18 protein-coding genes and 2 pseudogenes are annotated in these 18,397 nt (G+C 59.8%); 15 read left to right on the plus strand and 5 right to left on the minus strand.

The window, feature by feature from the left end:
- The first annotated feature begins 51 nt into the window (after nt 1-51).
- The 3 genes from ACTJJX_RS30160 to ACTJJX_RS30170 are packed head-to-tail and all read left to right on the plus strand — an operon-like array spanning nt 52 to nt 3,796.
- Nucleotides 52-2,856: a conjugative transfer ATPase gene (locus ACTJJX_RS30160; RefSeq protein WP_025297860.1), complete on the plus strand. Its 2,805-nt coding sequence runs from the start codon at nt 52-54 to the stop codon at nt 2,854-2,856.
- Complete coding sequence (locus ACTJJX_RS30165; protein WP_003086159.1) at nt 2,853-3,137, plus strand: hypothetical protein; 285 nt, start codon at nt 2,853-2,855, stop codon at nt 3,135-3,137. The genes ACTJJX_RS30160 and ACTJJX_RS30165 overlap by 4 nt, the downstream gene beginning before the upstream one ends.
- Complete coding sequence (locus tag ACTJJX_RS30170) at nt 3,134-3,796, plus strand: DsbA family protein (protein WP_023082678.1); 663 nt, start codon at nt 3,134-3,136, stop codon at nt 3,794-3,796. The genes ACTJJX_RS30165 and ACTJJX_RS30170 overlap by 4 nt, the downstream gene beginning before the upstream one ends.
- Before the next feature lie 45 nt (nt 3,797-3,841).
- On the opposite strand, the gene ACTJJX_RS30175 is transcribed toward ACTJJX_RS30170, so the two are convergent.
- A complete protein-coding gene (locus tag ACTJJX_RS30175; RefSeq protein ID WP_023082679.1) occupies nt 3,842-4,684 on the minus strand; it encodes a hypothetical protein in 843 nt (280 codons plus the stop codon).
- A gap of 84 nt (nt 4,685-4,768) precedes the next feature.
- Between ACTJJX_RS30175 and ACTJJX_RS30180 the strand changes: the two are divergent.
- A pseudogene (locus ACTJJX_RS30180) lies at nt 4,769-5,138 on the plus strand (DsbA family protein); the annotation flags it as partial.
- On the opposite strand, the gene ACTJJX_RS30185 reads toward ACTJJX_RS30180, so the two are convergent.
- Nucleotides 5,135-5,353: a hypothetical protein gene (locus tag ACTJJX_RS30185; RefSeq protein WP_023082680.1), complete on the minus strand. Its 219-nt coding sequence runs from the start codon at nt 5,351-5,353 to the stop codon at nt 5,135-5,137. The pseudogene ACTJJX_RS30180 and the gene ACTJJX_RS30185 overlap by 4 nt on opposite strands.
- A 208-nt stretch (nt 5,354-5,561) precedes the next feature.
- On the opposite strand from ACTJJX_RS30185, the gene ACTJJX_RS30190 reads away from it, so the two are divergent.
- Genes ACTJJX_RS30190 through ACTJJX_RS30210 form a run of 5 tightly spaced genes read left to right on the plus strand, consistent with a single transcriptional unit; the run spans nt 5,562 to nt 10,186 of the window.
- Complete coding sequence (locus ACTJJX_RS30190; protein WP_025297859.1) at nt 5,562-5,993, plus strand: TIGR03757 family integrating conjugative element protein; 432 nt, start codon at nt 5,562-5,564, stop codon at nt 5,991-5,993.
- Nucleotides 5,993-6,931: a TIGR03756 family integrating conjugative element protein gene (locus ACTJJX_RS30195; protein ID WP_012076879.1), complete on the plus strand. Its 939-nt coding sequence runs from the start codon at nt 5,993-5,995 to the stop codon at nt 6,929-6,931. The genes ACTJJX_RS30190 and ACTJJX_RS30195 overlap by 1 nt, the downstream gene beginning before the upstream one ends.
- Before the next feature lie 17 nt (nt 6,932-6,948).
- A complete protein-coding gene (locus tag ACTJJX_RS30200) occupies nt 6,949-8,331 on the plus strand; it encodes an integrating conjugative element protein (protein ID WP_012076880.1) in 1,383 nt (460 codons plus the stop codon).
- Nucleotides 8,331-8,678 (plus strand): hypothetical protein, encoded by a 348-nt coding sequence (locus ACTJJX_RS30205; RefSeq protein ID WP_012076881.1) that lies wholly within the window; start codon nt 8,331-8,333, stop codon nt 8,676-8,678. Before ACTJJX_RS30200 ends, ACTJJX_RS30205 begins: the two co-directional genes overlap by 1 nt.
- Nucleotides 8,675-10,186 carry a conjugal transfer protein TraG N-terminal domain-containing protein gene (locus ACTJJX_RS30210; RefSeq protein WP_012076882.1) on the plus strand — a complete coding sequence of 504 codons (1,512 nt, stop codon included), beginning with the start codon at nt 8,675-8,677 and terminating at the stop codon, nt 10,184-10,186. The genes ACTJJX_RS30205 and ACTJJX_RS30210 overlap by 4 nt, the downstream gene beginning before the upstream one ends.
- 25 nt (nt 10,187-10,211) lie before the next feature.
- Here the strand turns inward: ACTJJX_RS30210 and ACTJJX_RS30215 are convergent, their stop codons facing one another.
- Entirely contained in the window at nt 10,212-10,556 is a 345-nt protein-coding gene (locus ACTJJX_RS30215; protein WP_071537188.1) for a hypothetical protein, read from the minus strand.
- 118 nt (nt 10,557-10,674) lie between these two features.
- Between ACTJJX_RS30215 and ACTJJX_RS30220 the strand changes: the two genes are divergently transcribed.
- Both ACTJJX_RS30220 and ACTJJX_RS30225 read left to right on the plus strand, forming a co-directional pair.
- A complete protein-coding gene (locus ACTJJX_RS30220) occupies nt 10,675-10,947 on the plus strand; it encodes a type II toxin-antitoxin system ParD family antitoxin (RefSeq protein WP_012076883.1) in 273 nt (90 codons plus the stop codon).
- A 3-nt stretch (nt 10,948-10,950) separates the two neighbouring features.
- On the plus strand, nt 10,951-11,310 hold the full coding sequence (locus ACTJJX_RS30225) for a type II toxin-antitoxin system RelE/ParE family toxin (RefSeq protein ID WP_012076884.1): 360 nt from the start codon (nt 10,951-10,953) through the stop codon (nt 11,308-11,310).
- A 9-nt stretch (nt 11,311-11,319) separates the two neighbouring features.
- Here ACTJJX_RS30225 and ACTJJX_RS30230 read toward each other — a convergent pair whose 3' ends face one another.
- Both ACTJJX_RS30230 and ACTJJX_RS30235 read right to left on the minus strand, forming a co-directional pair.
- On the minus strand, nt 11,320-12,237 hold the full coding sequence (locus tag ACTJJX_RS30230; RefSeq protein WP_023082681.1) for a hypothetical protein: 918 nt from the start codon (nt 12,235-12,237) through the stop codon (nt 11,320-11,322).
- 25 nt (nt 12,238-12,262) lie between these two features.
- Complete coding sequence (locus ACTJJX_RS30235) at nt 12,263-12,502, minus strand: hypothetical protein (protein WP_023082682.1); 240 nt, start codon at nt 12,500-12,502, stop codon at nt 12,263-12,265.
- Between the two features lie 383 nt (nt 12,503-12,885).
- Between ACTJJX_RS30235 and ACTJJX_RS30240 the strand changes: the two genes are divergently transcribed.
- From ACTJJX_RS30240 to istB, 4 genes and pseudogenes are all read left to right on the plus strand, one after another.
- Nucleotides 12,886-14,136 (plus strand): IS256 family transposase, encoded by a 1,251-nt coding sequence (locus tag ACTJJX_RS30240; protein ID WP_003119430.1) that lies wholly within the window; start codon nt 12,886-12,888, stop codon nt 14,134-14,136.
- 159 nt (nt 14,137-14,295) lie between these two features.
- A pseudogene (mobH, locus tag ACTJJX_RS30245) lies at nt 14,296-15,777 on the plus strand (MobH family relaxase); the annotation flags it as partial.
- 204 nt (nt 15,778-15,981) lie between these two features.
- On the plus strand, nt 15,982-17,496 hold the full coding sequence (gene istA / locus ACTJJX_RS30250) for an IS21 family transposase (RefSeq protein ID WP_146537839.1): 1,515 nt from the start codon (nt 15,982-15,984) through the stop codon (nt 17,494-17,496).
- Between the two features lie 17 nt (nt 17,497-17,513).
- The gene (gene istB, locus ACTJJX_RS30255; RefSeq protein WP_045107743.1) at nt 17,514-18,269 is read left to right on the plus strand and encodes an IS21-like element ISPpu7 family helper ATPase IstB; all 756 of its coding nucleotides are present in this window, start codon (nt 17,514-17,516) and stop codon (nt 18,267-18,269) included.
- The last annotated feature ends 128 nt before the right edge of the window (nt 18,270-18,397 follow it).

The raw sequence follows: 18,397 nt of genomic DNA on the forward strand, positions 1-18,397 counted from the left end.
GACGCACTACGGGAAGAAGCCACCGAGCGCTATCTGGCGCGACTGGCCGCCATGGGTATTCCTCTGCCCAACACCGGGAGCAAGAATGGCGCCACGCAGGCTGAAGCGTCACGCCTCTACGATCACGACCCATCGTTCGTCGACCTGCTGCCCTGGGCTGAGTACCTGCCCGACGAACAGGTGATGCTCCTGGAAGATGGGCGTTCGCGTGCCGTCTTCTTCGAGCTGGTGCCCTTGGGCACCGAGGGCCGCGACCCCAATTGGATGCAGAACGCCCGGGACGCATTGAAAGAAGCCCTGCAGAACTCCTTCGACGAGCACGAAACCTCGCCCTGGATCGTCCAGTTCTACGCCCAGGACGAGATCAGCTGGGACAATTTCCAGGAGCAGTTGAGGCAGTACGTCCATCCTCGAGCGCGAGGATCGGCCTTCAGCGAGATGTACCTGGCGCTCATGAAGCATCACCTGGAGGGCATTTCGAAGCCGGGCGGACTGTTCGTCGACACCGCCGTCAGCAAGCTGCCCTGGCGAGGACAACAGCGGCGCGTGCGGATGGTCGTCTACCGCCGGATCCGCAAGGCGGATGCGCAGATTCGCGGACAGGACCCGACGGCATATCTGAAATCCATCTGCGAGCGTATCCAAGGCGGCCTGGCGAACGCCGGCATCGTCGCTTCGCGCATGAGCGGCCAGGACGTCAGGAACTGGTTGATTCGCTGGTTCAACCCGCACCCGGATCACCTCGGCAAGACCGATGCGGATCTACGTCGCTTCTACGAACTGGTATGCCGGCCGGACGAACCGATCCTGCAGGACGAGTTGCCGCTGGCCGACGGCACCGACTTCTCCCAGAACCTGTTCTATCGGCAGCCTGTTTCCGATGCCACCCAGGGCGTATGGCTCTTCGATGCCATGCCGCACCGTGTGATCGTGGTCGACCAGTTGAACAAGGCGCCGCTGACAGGCCACTTCACTGGCGAGACGCTCAAAGGCGATGGCCTGAACGCCCTGTTCGATCGCATGCCCGAGGACACGCTGCTGTGTATCACCATGGTGGTGACGCCGCAGGACATGCTGGAAGGGCATCTGCAGCAGCTCTCGAAAAAGGCCGTTGGTGACACCCAGGCCTCGATCCACACCCGCGAGGACGTGGCCACCGTTCGCCGCCTGATCGGCCGGGAGCACAAGCTCTATCGCGGTTCGATCGCTCTGTTCGTGCGCGGCCGCGACCATACCCAGCTGGAGGAGCGCTGCATCACCCTGAGCAACGTGCTGCTCGGCGCCGGCCTTGTGCCGGTCGAACCGCAGAACGAAGTCGGACCGCTGAACAGCTACCTGCGCTGGCTGCCCTGCAATTTCGATCCGAACGAGAAGCGAGCCCTGGAGTGGTACACCCAGATGATGTTCGCGCAGCACATCGCCAACCTGTCGCCCATCTGGGGGCGCACCACCGGTACCGGGCACCCTGGCTTCACGCTGTTCAACCGTGGCGGTGCGCCGTTGACCTTCGACCCGTTCAACAAGCTGGACCGGCAGATGAATGCCCACGGCTTCATCTTCGGGCCAACCGGGTCCGGCAAGTCAGCGTCCCTGACCAACCTCATCAGCCAGATGCTCGCCATGTACCTGCCACGGATGTTCGTCGCGGAAGCGGGCAACAGTTTCGGCCTGCTGGCCGACTTCGCCAAGCGGTTTGGCCTCTCGGTCCACCGGGTCCGCCTCGCCCCGGGCTCCGGGGTCAGCCTGGCGCCGTACGCGGACGCCATCAAGCTGGTCGAGAGTCCCGACCAGGTGAAGGTCCTGGATGCCGAAGACATCGAGGCCTCGGACTCGGTCCAGGGCAGCAAGGCCGACCTCGAGGACGACCAGCGAGACATCCTGGGCGAGATGGAGATCGTCGCCCGCCTGATGATCACCGGCGGCGAGGAAAAGGAAGACGCGCGCCTGACCCGTGCCGATCGCAGCGCCATCCGCCAGGCGATTCTGGCGGCGGCCAGGACCTGCGCCGCCGCGAACCGCACGGTGCTGACCCAGGATGTGCGCGATGCGCTCTACCAGGCCTCCAGGAGCGATGGCTCCGCGCCAGAACGCCGCGCGCGCCTGGCCGAAATGGCGGAAGCCATGCAGATGTTCTGCATGGGTGCCGACGGCGAGATGTTCAATCGCGAAGGCACGCCCTGGCCTGAAGCCGACCTCACCGTGGTGGATTTCGCGACTTACGCGCGCGAAGGCTACGCCGCCCAGCTCGGGATCGCCTACATCTCGCTGCTGAACACCGTGAACAACATCGCCGAACGCGACCAGTTCAAGGGCCGGCCCATCGTCAAGATCACCGATGAGGGGCACATCATCACCAAGCACCCGCTGCTGCTGCCCTACGCCATGAAGATCACCAAGATGTGGCGGAAACTGGGCGCCTGGTTCTGGCTCGCCACCCAGAACATCGACGACATCCCAGCCTCCGGGGCGCCGATGCTTAACATGATCGAGTGGTGGCTGTGCCTGAACATGCCCCCCGACGAGGTAGAGAAGATCTCCAGGTTCCGCGAGCTGTCGCCGGCGCAGAAGTCGATGATGCTCTCGGCCCGCAAGGAAAGCGGCAAATTCACCGAGGGCGTGCTCCTGGCCAAGGGCAAGGAGTACCTCTTCCGTGTGGTTCCCCCGAGTCTCTACTTAGCCCTGGCCATGACCGAAAACGAAGAAAAGAACCAGCGCTACAACATCATGCAAGCCACCGGCTGCGACGAGCTCGAGGCGGCCTTGCAGGTCGCAGCGGATCTCGACAAGGCGCGCGGCCTGCCACCCTTCCCCATTATTTTCCCAGACCAACCGGCAGTGGAGTGCCAGGACGAATGAGAGCTCTGAATTCGCTGACCCAGAACCTGATCGACAACCTGACCCAGATCCTGCAGAACCCCGAAGAAGATGCCCTGCAAACGCTCAGGATATGCGCTCCTGTACTGATCGAGGAGCTGCAGCAGATACAACTGAGGGCGGTCGATCGCCGAGACATAGTCCCGCAGATAAAGCAGCTCCTGGATGAATGGCTGCAACAGCATCCACAGCCTGATACGGCCCAACAGGCGCTCATCGAGGCCGTGGACCGCGCGGAAATCCTACAGCGGAGGCAAGCGTGAGACTGTTGAAGGGCGGCTGGGCAGCGAAACGATTTCAAGGTCCTGCCCTGCCCTGGGCGGGGCTGCTGCTGGTCTTGCTGGCTGCATCCGCCGTAGCGGTAGAGCTTCTGGTGAAGGGGCTGCCAGCCAACCACAGCCTCTACGGCGATGCGAAAGCGCGCTGGACGATCAATGAATACGCCGACCTGGAGTGCCCCTTCTGCAAGGTCTACACCCCGCGGCTCAAGCGCTGGGTAGACAGCCATCCGGACGTGAACCTGGTTTGGCGCCATCTTCCCCTGCAGATGCATGGCGAGGCGGCCCGCCACCAGGCTCGCCTGGTGGAGTGCGCAGGGATCCAAGGCGGCGCCAAAGCCTTCTGGAGCGCTATCGATGCGATCTTCGCTCAGTCGGCCGGCAACGGGGGCGGGCTGCCTGGCGGCACATTGGACTTTCCTGAATTGGACCAGTCTCGACTGGAGAAATGTGCAAAAGACAACGAGCTGGTTGACTCATCCATCAAGTCGGACATCGACATTGCACGGTCGAAGGGCATTACAGCGACCCCTAGCCTGATTATCCAAGACAACCAGACGAAACGAAGCGTGAAGCTGGAGGGCATGGCCGACGAAACCACCTTGCTGTCGGCGATAGACTGGTTGATCCATAGTGGAGATTAACTCACTGTCAAACTCGTCCCTCAACTATAACTACTCAAGAGTTATCTATGCGACTCCACCGACAGAGTGCTCAAGATACAGCTTAGCGAGAAAATTTTGCATTTCCTCTATACTCAATGGCTCACCGTCAGACACAAAAACATTTGTGTGCAATAACGAAAGTTCCTTACTTACAAAATAGTCACTTCCAACAATCTGCTTGGCCGCGTCAGCCAAGTGCTCCCTGAGCTTAGGATCATTACTAGTCAAGGCCGACTTAAGAAAGAATCCAGCAACAACTTTTCTGCCAGCACCTGAGTTATCTACAATGACCACCCCATAGAGATAAGGCAGCAGTCTATATTCATCAATATTGTACCCGCGCCGATCATTATAATCGATATCACCAGAGTTGAACTTACAATCATACACCATAATCGAGGGTTTAGTCATAATCTCCGCGGATTCCCTCATAACCCTTTCAAGAACCCCTACCCCCTGAAGCGCATTAAACGTGTAGCCAATAAAGCTGGGAACATCCTCTCTACGAATAACTACAGTTTTAAGATCCCCAGTATTCTTAAATATCAAACTAAGGACCAACCCTCCATCTAACATCCTACTAACAACATGGCTAACGACGGTATCAAGACTTGGATTCTCTAACATAGAACGAGGCATCACCCCCTCATTCCTTTTAAACTCTCTCTCCGCCTCCGGTGACTCGCTAACCCCTCCTACTTCGACTAAGTAACCTTGAAACAACGAAGCCAACTGTGCACATACCATCTCACCCATACTCACCGAAAGAGAGCTGCCATCGCTAAACTTGAGATTATAGATTAAAGCAGCAAATTGACCTTTGTAATTAATGCACCCTACAGCGGTACCAACCAGCCTCACAGTCATACAGTCCTACCCCGGCCAAAGAAAAAGTAGATATCGATACCTCACAGCAAAGAATTTGAAAACTACTATAACTGATAGTTTTTAATGCATAGCGAGTCGGCGCATTGCCAGGCTTGCCTGGCGGGGTGTGCGGGGATCAAGGCGGCACCAAAGCATTCTGCAGCGCTTGTACGCAATCTTCGCTCAGTCGGCCGGCAACGGGGGCGGGTTGCCTAGCGGCACATTAGACTTTCCTGAACTGGACCAGTCTCGACTGGAGAAATGTGCGAAAGACATGGACCTGGAGGACCAGTTGATCAAGACGGACATCGACACTGCACGGTCGAAGAGCATTACAGCGACCCCGACCCTAGTCATCCGGGACAACCAGACGGGACGAAGCGTGAAGCTAGAGGGCATCGCCGACGAAACCACGTTGCTGTCGGCGATAGACTGGCTAGCCAAGGATCACTAGCGTCGCGCCAAGAGACTCTTGGCTAAGAAATCAGCGAGGATTCCAACATCCCTCTTTTGGGCCTCCAGGATGCCCTGCACTTCACCTGGCAGAACCTCGACCTCCTCCCCATCCACAATCTTTACAATTCTCTTGCGGCCGGAGCTGGTGAGGCTAAGCCTCAACTCCATTGCCGGCCGGGCATTGATGTAAATGCTCTCGAGCAAGCGCTCCATGACTTCGACTACTCCTTAATATCAATTAGCCAGCTACATACAGGAATTATGCTACCCAGGACATGCAGGCGTCACCCCTACTTATGTACGCAGCAGCGCTCGATCACGGCTCGAAAAAATACACCACCTACGAGTTGATGATTTCCTGCTGCCCCATCGGAAGTGATCCTGTCTGCTGTCTGTACCTTCCTCGAACCGGTACAGACCCATGCCTCTTCATCACTCTCCCCCTGGCTGGCGGCCACAAAAGCTGGTCGTTGGCTTACTACTGGTACTGCTGAGCGGCGCGAGCCAGGCCGAAACCTGGGTCATCACCGACAAGGCTCATCCGGTCACTGCCACCGGATCATCGCGAGTCCTGCTCCTGGATGCCCAGCAGCACCTTGAGGAGCAGCTGACTGACGCTCTACCCAAGGATCCTCAACAAGCTCAGGCAGCATTTCAGCAGTTACTACAAAGCCCTGCGGGGCGACGCCTGCAGGCAGAACTGGTTAAGGCACAACAAGACGTCGCCGATGCGTGGAGTCTCGGTGTCGAGAAGATCCCTGCCGTAGTAGTCGACAGGCAGTACGTGGTCTACGGCGAACCGGATGTTTCGCGCGCGCTTGAGCTGATCGCCAAGGCCAGGAGGTCGCGCTGATGACCAGCCACAACCTCCGCCGCCTGGCAGCGGCGGCCGCCACCTTCAGCCTCTCGTTCACGGCCTCGGCCGCGATCAACAGCGCGGCCATCGTCTCCTCCACCCTTTCCCCTCAGTGCCTCGAATACAAGGTCGTCGGGATCTGTTACTGGCTGCTATGCGGCCCGCATGGCTGCAAAGTGAAGACGTCGGTCAAGGTCCGCCACTACGTGCCTGACGCAGTCGTCTCCAGCTACGCGAATACAGGGAGCAACCCCTGGACCGAGGTGTCGGCGCTGGGTACACCGAATCCACTCGCCCAGGCCGGCAATGACGCGACCACCAACTACAAGGCCGAGAACAGCATCGGCCGCTTCAAGGAAGCGGATGTGATCGGCCATCCTGGCGGGGCCACGTTCAGCCGGTTCGCCAGCGCCTCTGGGTACGTTTGCCCTGGTGCCACCTTCCCGCTGGTGCCGTACTTCCTCAGCACACTGGACGCCATTGGCTGGCGGCATGGAATTCCCGAGCAGGTGTACCCCGAAGCGTTGGTCCCAGGGCTGCGCGAGGTGGGGGGAGTCTTCTCCGGCGACATGTGGGGGAACCTCTATCCGCGCAGCGGATTCCTGCACCAGACCGACGACTACAAGACGGCAGCCGTCATCGCCCAGCGCGCCGGCGACATCACCACGCGAGTCGGCCAACTCCACGTCTACCTTCCCATGCGCGCAGCCCCCAAGGACGGCTACTGGCCGGCGGGCGAGCTGAAAGAGGGCGATGCCTCGACCGGGAAATGGCAGGAGCTGACCCCGTCCCTGAGCCTCAACTGCGCGGTGTTTCCCAACTCAGGGCCGAAGACGCAAGCCGTCGACGGCGATTACGCCTGGGCGCTCTGGCGTCCCTACTCCTGCTGCCAGCGCAAGGGGCAGATCTTCCTCGGCAGTACCGACTTCCAATAAGGACACGGAGACGAATCATGCGAATGAACATCACCTCGGTCGCGCTGACGTGCCTGCTCGCAGCGCAACTTGCCCAGGCCGACGACCCGATCAATGTGTCCAAGACCGGCACGGTTCTCAGCGACGAGGTCCTCTACAGCATTGGCGGCGGCAGTGCGGTGAGCATGGGCAGCGCCGGCCAGATGGACTCGATCGGCGTCGGCTTCGGCTGGAACAACGACCTTATGTGCGGAAACATGAACCTGAGCACCACCCTGGAGAACCAGCTCAACGGTGCCACACAGGGTTTCCAGAACATCATGGGCTCAGTCATCCAGAACGCGACCGGCGCAGTCATGTCGCTGCCGGCGTTGATCATCCAGCGCGCGAACCCTCAGCTCTACAACCTGATCACCAATGGCATCCTGCAGGCGCGGATCGACTACGACCGCTCGAAAGGGACTTGCAGAGCGATCGCCGAGAAGATGGCTGACATCGCTGGCGAGCAGACCGGCTGGGGGAAAATCGCCGAAGGCCAGGCCCTGGGTGCCACACTGGCCTCTGGCGGGAAAGACGCCGTATCCGCCCTCGAAGCAGTGGAGAAGAAGGGCGGCAACGATGGCATAACCTGGGTCGGTGGAGACAAGGCCGGCGGCTCCGGCCAGAAGCCCATTCGCATCGTCAACGACGTGACCCGGGCGGGCTACAACCTGTTGACCAGCCGCTCAGTGAATGACTCGTCGAGCGTGCCTTCCGCCACTTGCAACAACGGCCTGGTCTGCAACACCTGGTCCTCCCCCCAGGAAGCCGCCGCGTTCGCCACCCGGGTTCTGGGCGAACAACAGCAACAGACCTGTGAAGGCTGTCAGAAGACGGTGACGGCGGCAGGCGTCGGCCTGACCCCGCTGATCCAAGAGACCTACGACAAGAAGCTCCAGTCGCTGCAGGAGCTGCTGTCGAAAAGTAAGCCACTGACCGCCGAGAACCTGGCTGCGGCCGGCACCGATGCCTTGCCGATCACCCGCGGCGTCATCGAGGCGCTGCGCGACGAGCGTGACCAGGACGTCCTGGCGCGCCGCCTGGCGTCCGATGTCTCCCTGATGGACGTGCTCAGCAAGGCCCTGTTGTTGCAGCGCCTGATGTTCGCCGGCGCCAAGGAGCCCAACGTCGCCGCCAACGGCCTGGCCACCCAAGCCGTCGATCAGCAGACCAGCCTCCTGCAGCAGGAGATCTCCAATCTCAAGACCGAACTGGAACTCCGTCGCGAGTTGGCCAGCAATTCGCCCATGCGGGTCATCGAGCGCGGGCAACAGCGCGCCTCAGGGTCCAGTGGCGTGTTCGAGTCGGCGCCCGATGCCGATCGCCTCGATCGCCTGCAGGCCCCCTCTGCCGCCGACGGCAAGACGGGAGGGAGACCGTGATGGCAGATACGCTCACCACCCGAAAGCTCCTCGGCCAGCTACTGGTCGGAGTGCTGATCGTCGTCGGCCTGGCAGTGGTCGGTACGCTGCTCAGCCTCTTCGCCCTGAACCACTTCGGTGGCATCCAGGGCCTGGAGGCCTGGCGGCAAAGCAACTACTGGAGTTTGTTCGCCTGGCGGGCGCTGCTGTACTGCGCCCTGGCCATCGCCTGGTTCCGGCTCAAGCAGCGCAAGGAACTGAGCGCGCATGAGCGGCAGCGCATTCGGCGGATCGAGATCCTGGTGCTGTTGCTGGTCCTGCTCATCGAATTCAGCAAAGCCTACTTCCGCACGGGAGGCGCAGCATGACCTTCATGACCAATGACTACCTGGAGTATTACCTCACCCTCCTCGGTTGGATCATCAACAACGGGATCTGGAACATGATCTCGGATACAGGGCTGTTCGCGGTGCCCTTCGTGGCCATTGTGATGCGTGAGTGGCTGAAAGTTCGCGGGGAAGGCGCCGACGAGGGCAACAAAGGCGTGCTGTCTCTGGCCCGCATCGAGACGCATATCTACGTCGGATACATCGTGGTCGCCCTGGCGGGAATCCCGGTCGTCAACGTGAGCTTCGACACCATCGAGTTCGACCAGGCCCGCGCCCAGCAGTGCCAGTACAACCTGCCGGCGCCGGCAGACACCGGCTGGTCGACCTCCTTCAGCAGCCTGGCCGGCAAGAGTGCGCAGATGCCGCTCTGGTGGGCGATGATGCACGCCCTGTCCAAGGGCTTCACCGCCGGCGCGGTCGCGGCCATTCCGTGCGGCACGGATCTGCGGCAGATGCGAATGGAAGTGGACAATACGCGCGTGAACAACCCGCTGCTGGCACAAGAAATCGCTGACTTTTCCAGGGACTGCTACGGACCTTCCCGTGCGCGGCTGTTCATGCGGCAACCCGATCTGGGCTCCATCGCCGAGGACAACAAGGCGCTGCAGGACCTGAACTGGATCGGCTCCCGATTCCTGTTGAACACCCCGGGGTACTACGACACCGACTACTCGAAGAGTCCCCGTCAGTCGTGGCCCTACAACGCCACCCGCGACGCCGGGCTGCCCCAGGTGGGCGGTGGTGGTGGCTACCCAACCTGCAAGCAGTGGTGGGCTGACTCAGGGATCGGCTTGCGTGATCGGATCAAGGGCCAGGTGGATCCGGACCTGATGACCAGCTTCCTCAAGTGGGCGAAATGGCTGAACCAGGACGAGGTAACCGAGGCAGTCATTCGCCAGGTGATCTCCCCCTCCAGCCAGGTCAAGGGCAACGTCTATACCGATTACGGCGGGCAGGTTGGCGGCACCGTCTGGAACGGCATCGCGAGAACCGCAGGAACCTTCGGCGTTGCCCTGGGCAGCCTGGCCTATTTCCCGGCGATGGATATGGTCCGCCAAGCGCTGCCGATGGTGATGTCGTTCCTCAAGATGGCCATGGTCATCTGCATTCCGATGGTCCTGGTCATCGGCACCTATCAACTGAAAGTTGCCATGACGATGACGGTCGTCTTCTTTGCGATGATGTTCGTCGATTTCTGGTTTCAGTTAGCCAGATATATCGATAGCACGATACTTGATGCCTTCTATGGTTCGGGATCACCGCATCTTTCATTTGACCCAGTCATGGGGCTGAATACGGCTACTCAAGATGCGATCTTGAACTTCGTTATGGGTTCTATGTTCATTGTTTTACCACTACTGTGGATGACAGCGATCGGCTGGTCCGGAATTCAAGCAGGGTCTGTTCTGAACGGATTGAGCAGAGGGACTGAAGGAGTTCAAGCCGCCGGCAAGGAAGCAGGAAATAGAGTTAAAAACGCAGTTTGAGAAAGTATAAAGCCATTACCGGGTTCTAGTCCCGGTAATGGTGTGCTGCCTGATAGTCAAACAGCTCTGCTACAGATTCAGTTTCAGCTTGTGAAGTCATAGTTGAGACATCTCGACTTGGAGACCCTTTAGAGACGGAGATGTCCCCTTTAACCAAGGCAAATCCCACCAGAAAGACACACAGTAGAGTCATTGATACCCCAGCAAGCCACATAAAATTCTGTGACACTACAAGAGCCGCTAACAAGAATAGGCTAACTCGCTTAACCCAACGTAGAGCTGGACGGCGATCATGCAGGCAGAAACGCACAAGCATACCCAGACCAAAACCGATCCGGGAGGCAAAACCTTTGTTGGTGTGCGCGTTCATCATCAATCTCCTGGCTCCCAAAGGGAGGCATCCTGCTATCACCTATACGCCGAAAAAGATGATTTGGCAAGCCTTATGGCATATTATGCCACTAGCTATCTGCCGACTGGAGTACCTCATGGCAACGCGAAACGTCGTCCTTCCCGATCCGCTGGAGCAGGATATCAACGAGCTGGTGGAGACCGGCCGCTATCAGAATCGCAGCGAAGTCATCCGGGCAGGATTGCGCCTGCTGCTGCAACAGGAAGCCCAGAATAGCGCCAAGCTCGAAGCTCTCCGCAACGCGACATCCAGTGGGCTGATGCAATTGGAGCGCGGTGAATACGACGAGATCACCAGCGACGACCTGACCCAATACCTCGACGAGCTCGGCCACCAGGCGAGCCACTGAAGGATGGCCAAGTACCGAATATCCCATGATGCTCAGGCGGACATCATCGACATCTTGCGCTTCACCCAAAACCGATTCGGCGATGCCGCGCGCCGACGTTACCAGGCGCTCATAGGGGCGGCGCTGGAAGCAGTTGCGACAGACCCACAACAGGTAGGCAGCATCAGCCGTGAAGAATTGGGAGCTGGCCTGCGCAGCATCCACCTCGTTTACTGCCGCTCGATGCCCAACGTCGGTAAGGTTGTTCGGCCCAGGCACTTCGTCTTCTACCGGGTTGCGACAGACCAGGTGCTCGAGGTGGTTCGCGTGCTTCACGACTCGATGGAGCTTGAGCGTCACCTGGCTCGCAACCGATTACGTTGAAGCCAAATATCATCGTTCGCCGGGCAGCAAGTCACCCAGCACCCTCCGCGCCGCCTCGACCAAGCTACGGTCTCTACGCGGATGATCCTCGGGCAAAGCAATCAAACGCTGGAAATACTGACGGTTAAATACAATCGACTTCTTATATATGTCGATAGCCTTTCCTTTCCGCTCTGTGGAAACCAGCATCTCCATCCCCTCGATCAACTCACCCTCAAGGCTGTCCTTACGAAACCGGTGCTTCACAAAGCACATATTGAGATCGAAATACTCCTTCCTCCCTGACGCATCCACCTTCGAGGAAACTCGGCCATATTCATCAATCGAGGCTGCTGACACTTCAGTGGAGACTGCCTTGATAAGCTCATCATCAAGTAAAAGCTGTCCGAAAAGACTCTGAGAATCAGCCATATAGGCAAATATCCAGGGGATATTGGTCAGCGTTGCCCCAGTATAAAGATATCCTTTCTCCCTTCTGTACTGTTCCAGCATCCGGATAGCCAGGTTTTGAGAGATATTCACACCCAGTTCTTTCCGCAGCAGGTAGACAACCCTGTCGAACTGCTCGATCAGTATTTTTAGTATTTTCAGAGGCGTGCCGTCTACCGAGGCTTTTCGCTCTGTCTTTTGGTGTACCCTTGGTTTGAAATAAGGGCAGTTCTCTCGCGCCTCCTCATCCGCTTCGGCAAGATCTCGAACCGAACGAGCGTAATGACGCCCATAAGGACGAGTCACATTGGCGGGCAAATGATAAAGACCTATGATTTGTACTGGATTGTCGCAGGCGGGACAGACAGCGAAATGTCCCTCCGTACCATTTTCAGAGGTGGAGAACCAAGGCTCCTGGCGTCGCGTTTCTTCTTCGAAACGTTCGCGCTCGATTGGTCGCTCATCGGTTTCCTCTGGCTTCAACTTGTAGACATCCATAGCGCACCGCTCTCCATGAAAATAATCAATTCAGCCTGTATCGATTAGCCATCCGGCTCCACCAGCCCTCGGGAAGTTCGGGGACCACCCCTTCATGCTCGGCCATTTTCAAGCACTGAAGAACGGTGCTCAAGCCAAGGGAGAAGGCGTGATGTTTATCCTGCAGCGCAAAGATGAGCTCGTCATGGCACAGGCTCCCGCTGTCATCCCCGTTTTGCTCTTGGAGTAGCTCCGCCCGGTTATTCAGTATGTCGTCATGATTCATCGTATCCATCTCCTGTCTGACTCGGCCAGATTGGCCAGGTCCGCAACGAGAAAGTGCCCGGTTACAGGGTGCGGCGCCTCGAAAAAAACAAACCTGCCCCATGAAGTATTTTTCCGGCGACACCGGAGCACAAATGGCCAAAGGGTGAAATGGGCTTGAAGGGCGAAGGGAATGGTTCACAAGGGTAAAAGCCCTACCCGAAAGGGCCTGCCGGAAGGCAGAAAGGGCTGCGTTCGCGCCGGCGAACACGAAAAGGCTACGGGTGAACATCCACCAGCAGGTGCCCAATGGTTAAGCCTGGCCCAGTTCCTCCCAGGCAAAGCACAAGACGGGCCTGTCAGTAATTTCGTGTTTGGGGCATAACATGAGGTCAAGGAGTGTCTATGTCTCGCAAACCAAGAACCCAGCCGGCAGCGTTGCCTGTGATTCCTTCCGAGTTGCTGGAGTCGTTTGGTGACGGCTCGATGACGGCCGAAGCTATCAATGCGGCGTCCCTGGCTTTCAAGAAGGCCCTGATCGAGCGGGCCCTGGCCGGTGAGCTGAACCATCACCTGGGCTACCCGGCCGGCACAGCCAAGCCCGAGCGGATGAGTAATCAGCGCAACGGCAAGGGGGCCAAGACGGTGCTGACCCAGGAGGGGCCGATCCGTATCGACGTGCCCCGAGATCGCGAGGGCAGCTTTGCCCCGCTCCTGATCCCCAAGCATGAGCGCCGTTTTACTGGCTTTGATGACAAGATCGTCGCCATGTATGCCCGCGGCATGACGGTGCGCGAAATCCAGGGCTTTCTGCTGGAACAATACGGCACAGACGTCTCGCCGGACTTCATCAGCTCGGTCACTGACGAGGTTATGGCCGAGGTCACCGCCTGGCAGGCCAGGCCGCTCGAGCCCATGTATCCGGTCGTGTTCTTTGACGCGCTGCGGGTCAAGATCAGGGAGGATGCTGTCGTGCGCAACAAGGCCGTCTATCTGGCCCTGGGCGTGCTACCCGACGGCACACGCGATATCCTGGGTTTGTGGATTGAAGGCACCGAAGGCGCCAAGTTCTGGATGAAGGTCTTCAACGACCTGAAGACCCGGGGCGTGGGCGATATCCTGATCGCCGTGACTGACGGGTTGAAGGGTATACCCGAGGCGCTGGCCGCGGTGTTCCCGGCCACCACACTGCAAACCTGCATCGTCCATCTGATCCGCAACAGCCTCGATTACGCGAGCTGGAAGGATCGCAAGGCGCTGGCCGCCGCGATCCGACCGATCTATACCGCTGTCAGTGCTGAAGCGGCCCTGGCCGCGCTTGACGCCTTTGCCGATGGGCCGTGGGGTCAGAAGTTCCCCACCGTCTGCGCGGCATGGCGCAATGCCTGGGATCGCGTGATTCCGTTCTTCGCCTTTGCGCCGGAGATCCGCAAGGTGATCTACACCACCAACGCCATCGAGAATGTCAACTCGCAGCTACGCAAGATCATCAAGACCCGGGGCCATTTCCCTACTGACGAAGCCGCCTCCAAGTTGATCTGGCTCGCGCTGCGAAACATCACCGCCAAATGGAGCCGATCCGCTCACGACTGGAAGCAAGCCATGAACCAATTCGCTATCCTTTACGCTGACCGATTCAGTCGCCCTTCCGTGTAATTCTCTACCCGCCCTAAACACGGAATTTATGACACCCCCCACAAGACCGAGCTGGCATATTGCCAATAAAATACCCTACCCCGCTACCGTTGTTTTATCGTTGTTGCCAGCCCTGATCTGGCGGAAAAGCCCGCTCCATGAATCGTCATGGAGCCTCCCATGTTTCAACTCCTTTCCTGGATCTCCAGGAAGCCGTCCCCCAGCCAACTAACCAAAGCTGCCCCAGGGGGATTCCTCCCTCCTCTGAGCAGTATGGAGCTGCTCGGCACACCTCGGCGCCGGCAGCTACTGGAGAACATCTGGCAGCGCGCCTCGCTATCCAAGCAGCAATTCGAGGAGATCTACCGGCGGCCACTGGCCAACTATGCCGAGCTGGTCCAGCAGCTCCCTGCTTCGGAAAACCATCACCATGCCCATCCAGGCGGGATGATCGATCACGGCTTGGAGATCGTGGCCTACGCACTGAAGGTACGGCAGACCTATTTGCTCCCGATCGGCGCAGCGCCGGAGTCACAGTCAGCCCAGGCTGAAGCCTGGTCGGCCGCCGCGGCGTATGGTGCCCTGGCTCACGACATAGGCAAGATCGTCGTAGACCTGCAGGTTGAGCTGCAGGACGGCAGCACATGGCACCCTTGGAACGGACCGATCAACCAGCCTTACCGCTTCAAGTACGTGAAATCCCGCGAATACCAGCTCCACGGCGCTGCCTCAGCACTCCTCATCCACCAACTGCTACCGCGCACCGCACTCGATTGGCTCAGTCGCTTTCCAGAGCTGTGGGCTCAATTGATCTACCTGTTCGCAGGTCAGTACGAGCACGCCGGGATCCTCGGCGAGATCATCGTGAAGGCAGACCAGGCCTCCGTCGCGCAGGAGTTGGGAGGTAATCCGGATCGAGCGCTGGCTGCACCGAAGCAGTCGCTGCAGCGGCAGTTGGCAGACGGCCTTCGCTTCTTGGTGAAGGACAAGTTCAAGTTGAATCAACCTAGCGGCCCGTCCGATGGATGGCTGACTCAGGACGCACTCTGGCTGGTGAGCAAGCCCGCGGCCGATCAGTTGAGAGCCTACCTGCTGGCTCAGGGAATCGAAGGGGTCCCCTCCTCCAACGCGCCATTCTTCAACATGCTCCAGGACCAGGCCGTCATTCAGACGAACGCCGAAGACAAGGCCATCTGGACGGCCACGATAGACAATGGTGCTGGGTGGAGAAACAAGTTCACGCTCCTCAAGATCGCTCCAGCCTTGATTTGGGCTGACCCTGCCGAGCGGCCTGATTCCTACAGCGGATCACTCGTCATTGAAGAGGGCAACGCCTCCCCTGAAAAGCCGGAAACGACCTGCGAAATCCCCAACGATCCGATTGAACAGCAGCAAGCACCAGAAACCAAGATGACGCTCCGCCAACCTTCGCCGAGCGTTGCGAAACCGTCAAAGGAGATACGGGCGATTGCGAACCCGTCAATTGATGATCAGGAAGAAACGGACGACTTATACGCGCTTCTTGGTAATATCACTTCGCCACCAAGCGGGCTAGACACTACTAGCCACGCCTCACCGGCTGCTTCTCCTACGAACACTCGCGGGGAGGAGAACCTGCAGCAGCCATTAGGAACCGCGGAGCCAGCAGATTGCGCTCCTGAATGCGGATTCCACGGTCATCTGGCCACCCATTCCATGAGCATCTGACCACCGATTCCACGGTGATCCGGCCACCCATTCCACGCGCATCCGGCCACTGATTCCACGGCCATCCGGCCACTCAACCGGGCAGGCAGTAACGCAGGATTTCTTCACTACCATCGACCTCTTTTTCGAAGCAGAGAGGTCGTCGTGGAGCGTTTATCCATGCGTAAGATTCGCGAAGTACTACGTCTCAAGTTCGAGGTCGGACTATCGGCTCGCCAGATTGCGGTCAGCGTGCAGGTCGGTCGTGTCACCGTCGGCGACTACCTCAATCGTTTTGCCGCCAGCGGTCTCAGTTGGCCCTGTTCGTTGTCCGATGCCGAGTTGGAGCAGCAACTGTTCCCGCCGGCCCCGGCGGTTGCCAGTGAGAAGCGGCCTTTACCCGATTGGGCATGGGTGCATGCCGAACTGCGCCGCCCCGGGGTGACCCTGGCGCTGCTCTGGCAGGAGTACCGCCTGAGCCAGCCTCAGGGCTTTCAGTACAGCTGGTTCTGTGAGCACTACCGAGCCTGGCAGGGCAAGTTGGACGTGGTGATGCGTCAGGAGCACCGCGTCGGCGAGAAGCTGTTCGTCGACTATGCCGGCCAGACGGTGCCGGTTATCGATCGCCACAGCGGCGAGATCCGCCAGGCGCAGGTGTTCGTCGCGGTGCTCGGCGCGTCCAGCTACACCTTCGCCGAAGCCACCTGGTCGCAGCAGCTGCCGGACTGGCTAGGCTCCCATGCCCGCTGCTTCGCCTTCCTCGGCGGCGTGCCGGAGATCGTGGTGCCGGACAACCTGCGCAGCGCGGTGAGCAAGAGTCACCGCTACGAGCCGGACATCAACCCCAGCTACCGCGATCTGGCCGAGCACTATGGCGTGGCGGTGGTGCCGGCGCGGGCACGCAAACCGCGCGACAAGGCCAAGGCCGAAGTCGGCGTGCAGGTGGTCGAGCGTTGGATCCTCGCCGCACTGAGGAATCGGCAGTTCTTCTCCCTGGATGAACTCAACACGGCCATCGCCGGGCTGCTGGAGCGGCTCAACCAACGCCCGTTCAAGAAGCTGCCGGGCTCCCGGCAGTCGGCCTTCGACAGCCTGGATCGTCCGGCGCTGCGCCCCCTGCCGGAGCAACCCTACGTCTACGCCGAGTGGAAGAAGGCGCGGGTGCACATCGACTACCACGTCGAGGTCGATGGGCATTACTACTCGGTGCCGTATCAACTGGTGAAGAAGCAGCTGGAGGTGCGCCTGACGGCGCGCACCGTCGAGTTTTTCCACGCCAACCAGCGAGTGGCCAGCCACCTGCGCTCAATGCACAAGGGCAGGCACAGCACGCAGGCCGAGCACATGCCCAAGAGCCATCGCGAGCATGCCGAGTGGACGCCGCAACGGCTGATCCGCTGGGCCGAGCAGACCGGGCCGAACACCGCCGGCGTGATCCGGCACATCCTCGAACGGCGCATCCATCCGCAGCAGGGCTACCGGGCCTGCCTGGGCATCCTGCGCCTGGGTAAAACCCACGGTGAGGCGCGTCTGGAGTTGGCCTGCCGTCGCGCCATCAGCCTCGGCACGTGCAGCTACAAGAGCCTCGAATCGATCCTGCGCCAGGGGCTGGAAAACCTGCCGCTAGCTCAAACCAACCTGCCGCTGCTGCCGGACGACCACGCCAACCTGCGCGGATCCGCCTACTACCACTGACCCCAAGGAATCCCACCATGCTGCCCCATCCGACCCTGGACAAGCTGCAAACCCTGCGCCTGCACGGCATGCTCAAGGCGCTGAATGAACAACTGAAAACCCCGGACATCGACAGCCTGAGCTTCGAAGAACGCCTCGGCCTGCTGGTCGACCGCGAGCTGACCGAACGCGATGACAAGCGCCTGAGCAGCCGCCTGCGCCAGGCCCGGCTCAAGCACAACGCCTGCCTCGAAGACATCGACTACCGCAGCCCGCGCGGACTGGATAAGGCGCTGATCCTGCAACTGAGCAGTGGCCAGTGGCTGCGCGACGGCCTCAACCTGATCATCGGCGGCCCCACCGGTGTCGGTAAAACCTGGCTGGCCTGTGCCCTGGCCCACCAGGCCTGCCGGGAGGGCTACAGCGTGCGCTACCTGCGCCTGCCACGTTTGCTGGAAGAACTGGGTCTGGCCCATGGCGACGGCCGCTTCGCCAAGCTGATGAGCAGCTACGCCAAGACCGACCTGCTGATCCTCGACGACTGGGGCCTGGCCCCGTTCACCGCCGAACAGCGGCGCGACATGCTGGAGCTACTGGACGACCGCTACGGCCAGCGCTCGACCATCGTCACCAGCCAGATGCCGGTGGACAACTGGCACGAGCTGATCGGCGACCCGACCCTGGCCGACGCCATCCTCGACCGCCTGGTGCACAACGCTTATCGGATCAATCTGAAGGGTGAATCAATGCGCAAACGGACGCAGAAATTGACGACGCCGGGCACCTCAGACTAACAATGCCACCCCTGCGTCGCTGCGCTCCGACTGCCCGGCCGGATGGCCGTGGAACAGGTGGCCAGATGGCCGTGGAATGCCTGGCCAGATGAGCGTGGACTGGGTGGCCGGATGGTGTGGAATCCGCA

It is taken from the genome of Pseudomonas sp. 22490 (assembly GCF_052044465.1).
Classification (GTDB): domain Bacteria; phylum Pseudomonadota; class Gammaproteobacteria; order Pseudomonadales; family Pseudomonadaceae; genus Pseudomonas; species Pseudomonas aeruginosa.

Bases quoted from the DNA above. Each gene is read 5' to 3' on its own strand.
- istA (WP_146537839.1), top strand. From the start codon at position 15,982: ATGCGTAAGATTCGCGAAGTACTACGTCTCAAGTTCGAGGTCGGACTA.
- ACTJJX_RS30185 (WP_023082680.1), bottom strand. From the start codon at position 5,353: ATGGAGCGCTTGCTCGAGAGCATTTACATCAATGCCCGGCCGGCAATG.
- ACTJJX_RS30240 (WP_003119430.1), top strand. From the start codon at position 12,886: ATGTCTCGCAAACCAAGAACCCAGCCGGCAGCGTTGCCTGTGATTCCT.
- ACTJJX_RS30195 (WP_012076879.1), top strand. From the start codon at position 5,993: ATGACCAGCCACAACCTCCGCCGCCTGGCAGCGGCGGCCGCCACCTTC.
- ACTJJX_RS30190 (WP_025297859.1), top strand. From the start codon at position 5,562: ATGCCTCTTCATCACTCTCCCCCTGGCTGGCGGCCACAAAAGCTGGTC.
- istB (WP_045107743.1), top strand. From the start codon at position 17,514: ATGCTGCCCCATCCGACCCTGGACAAGCTGCAAACCCTGCGCCTGCAC.
- ACTJJX_RS30235 (WP_023082682.1), bottom strand. From the start codon at position 12,502: ATGAATCATGACGACATACTGAATAACCGGGCGGAGCTACTCCAAGAG.
- ACTJJX_RS30175 (WP_023082679.1), bottom strand. From the start codon at position 4,684: ATGACTGTGAGGCTGGTTGGTACCGCTGTAGGGTGCATTAATTACAAA.
- ACTJJX_RS30160 (WP_025297860.1), top strand. From the start codon at position 52: ATGGGTATTCCTCTGCCCAACACCGGGAGCAAGAATGGCGCCACGCAG.
- ACTJJX_RS30225 (WP_012076884.1), top strand. From the start codon at position 10,951: ATGGCCAAGTACCGAATATCCCATGATGCTCAGGCGGACATCATCGAC.
- ACTJJX_RS30215 (WP_071537188.1), bottom strand. From the start codon at position 10,556: ATGAACGCGCACACCAACAAAGGTTTTGCCTCCCGGATCGGTTTTGGT.
- ACTJJX_RS30230 (WP_023082681.1), bottom strand. From the start codon at position 12,237: ATGGATGTCTACAAGTTGAAGCCAGAGGAAACCGATGAGCGACCAATC.
- ACTJJX_RS30205 (WP_012076881.1), top strand. From the start codon at position 8,331: ATGGCAGATACGCTCACCACCCGAAAGCTCCTCGGCCAGCTACTGGTC.
- ACTJJX_RS30165 (WP_003086159.1), top strand. From the start codon at position 2,853: ATGAGAGCTCTGAATTCGCTGACCCAGAACCTGATCGACAACCTGACC.
- ACTJJX_RS30220 (WP_012076883.1), top strand. From the start codon at position 10,675: ATGGCAACGCGAAACGTCGTCCTTCCCGATCCGCTGGAGCAGGATATC.
- ACTJJX_RS30210 (WP_012076882.1), top strand. From the start codon at position 8,675: ATGACCTTCATGACCAATGACTACCTGGAGTATTACCTCACCCTCCTC.
- ACTJJX_RS30200 (WP_012076880.1), top strand. From the start codon at position 6,949: ATGCGAATGAACATCACCTCGGTCGCGCTGACGTGCCTGCTCGCAGCG.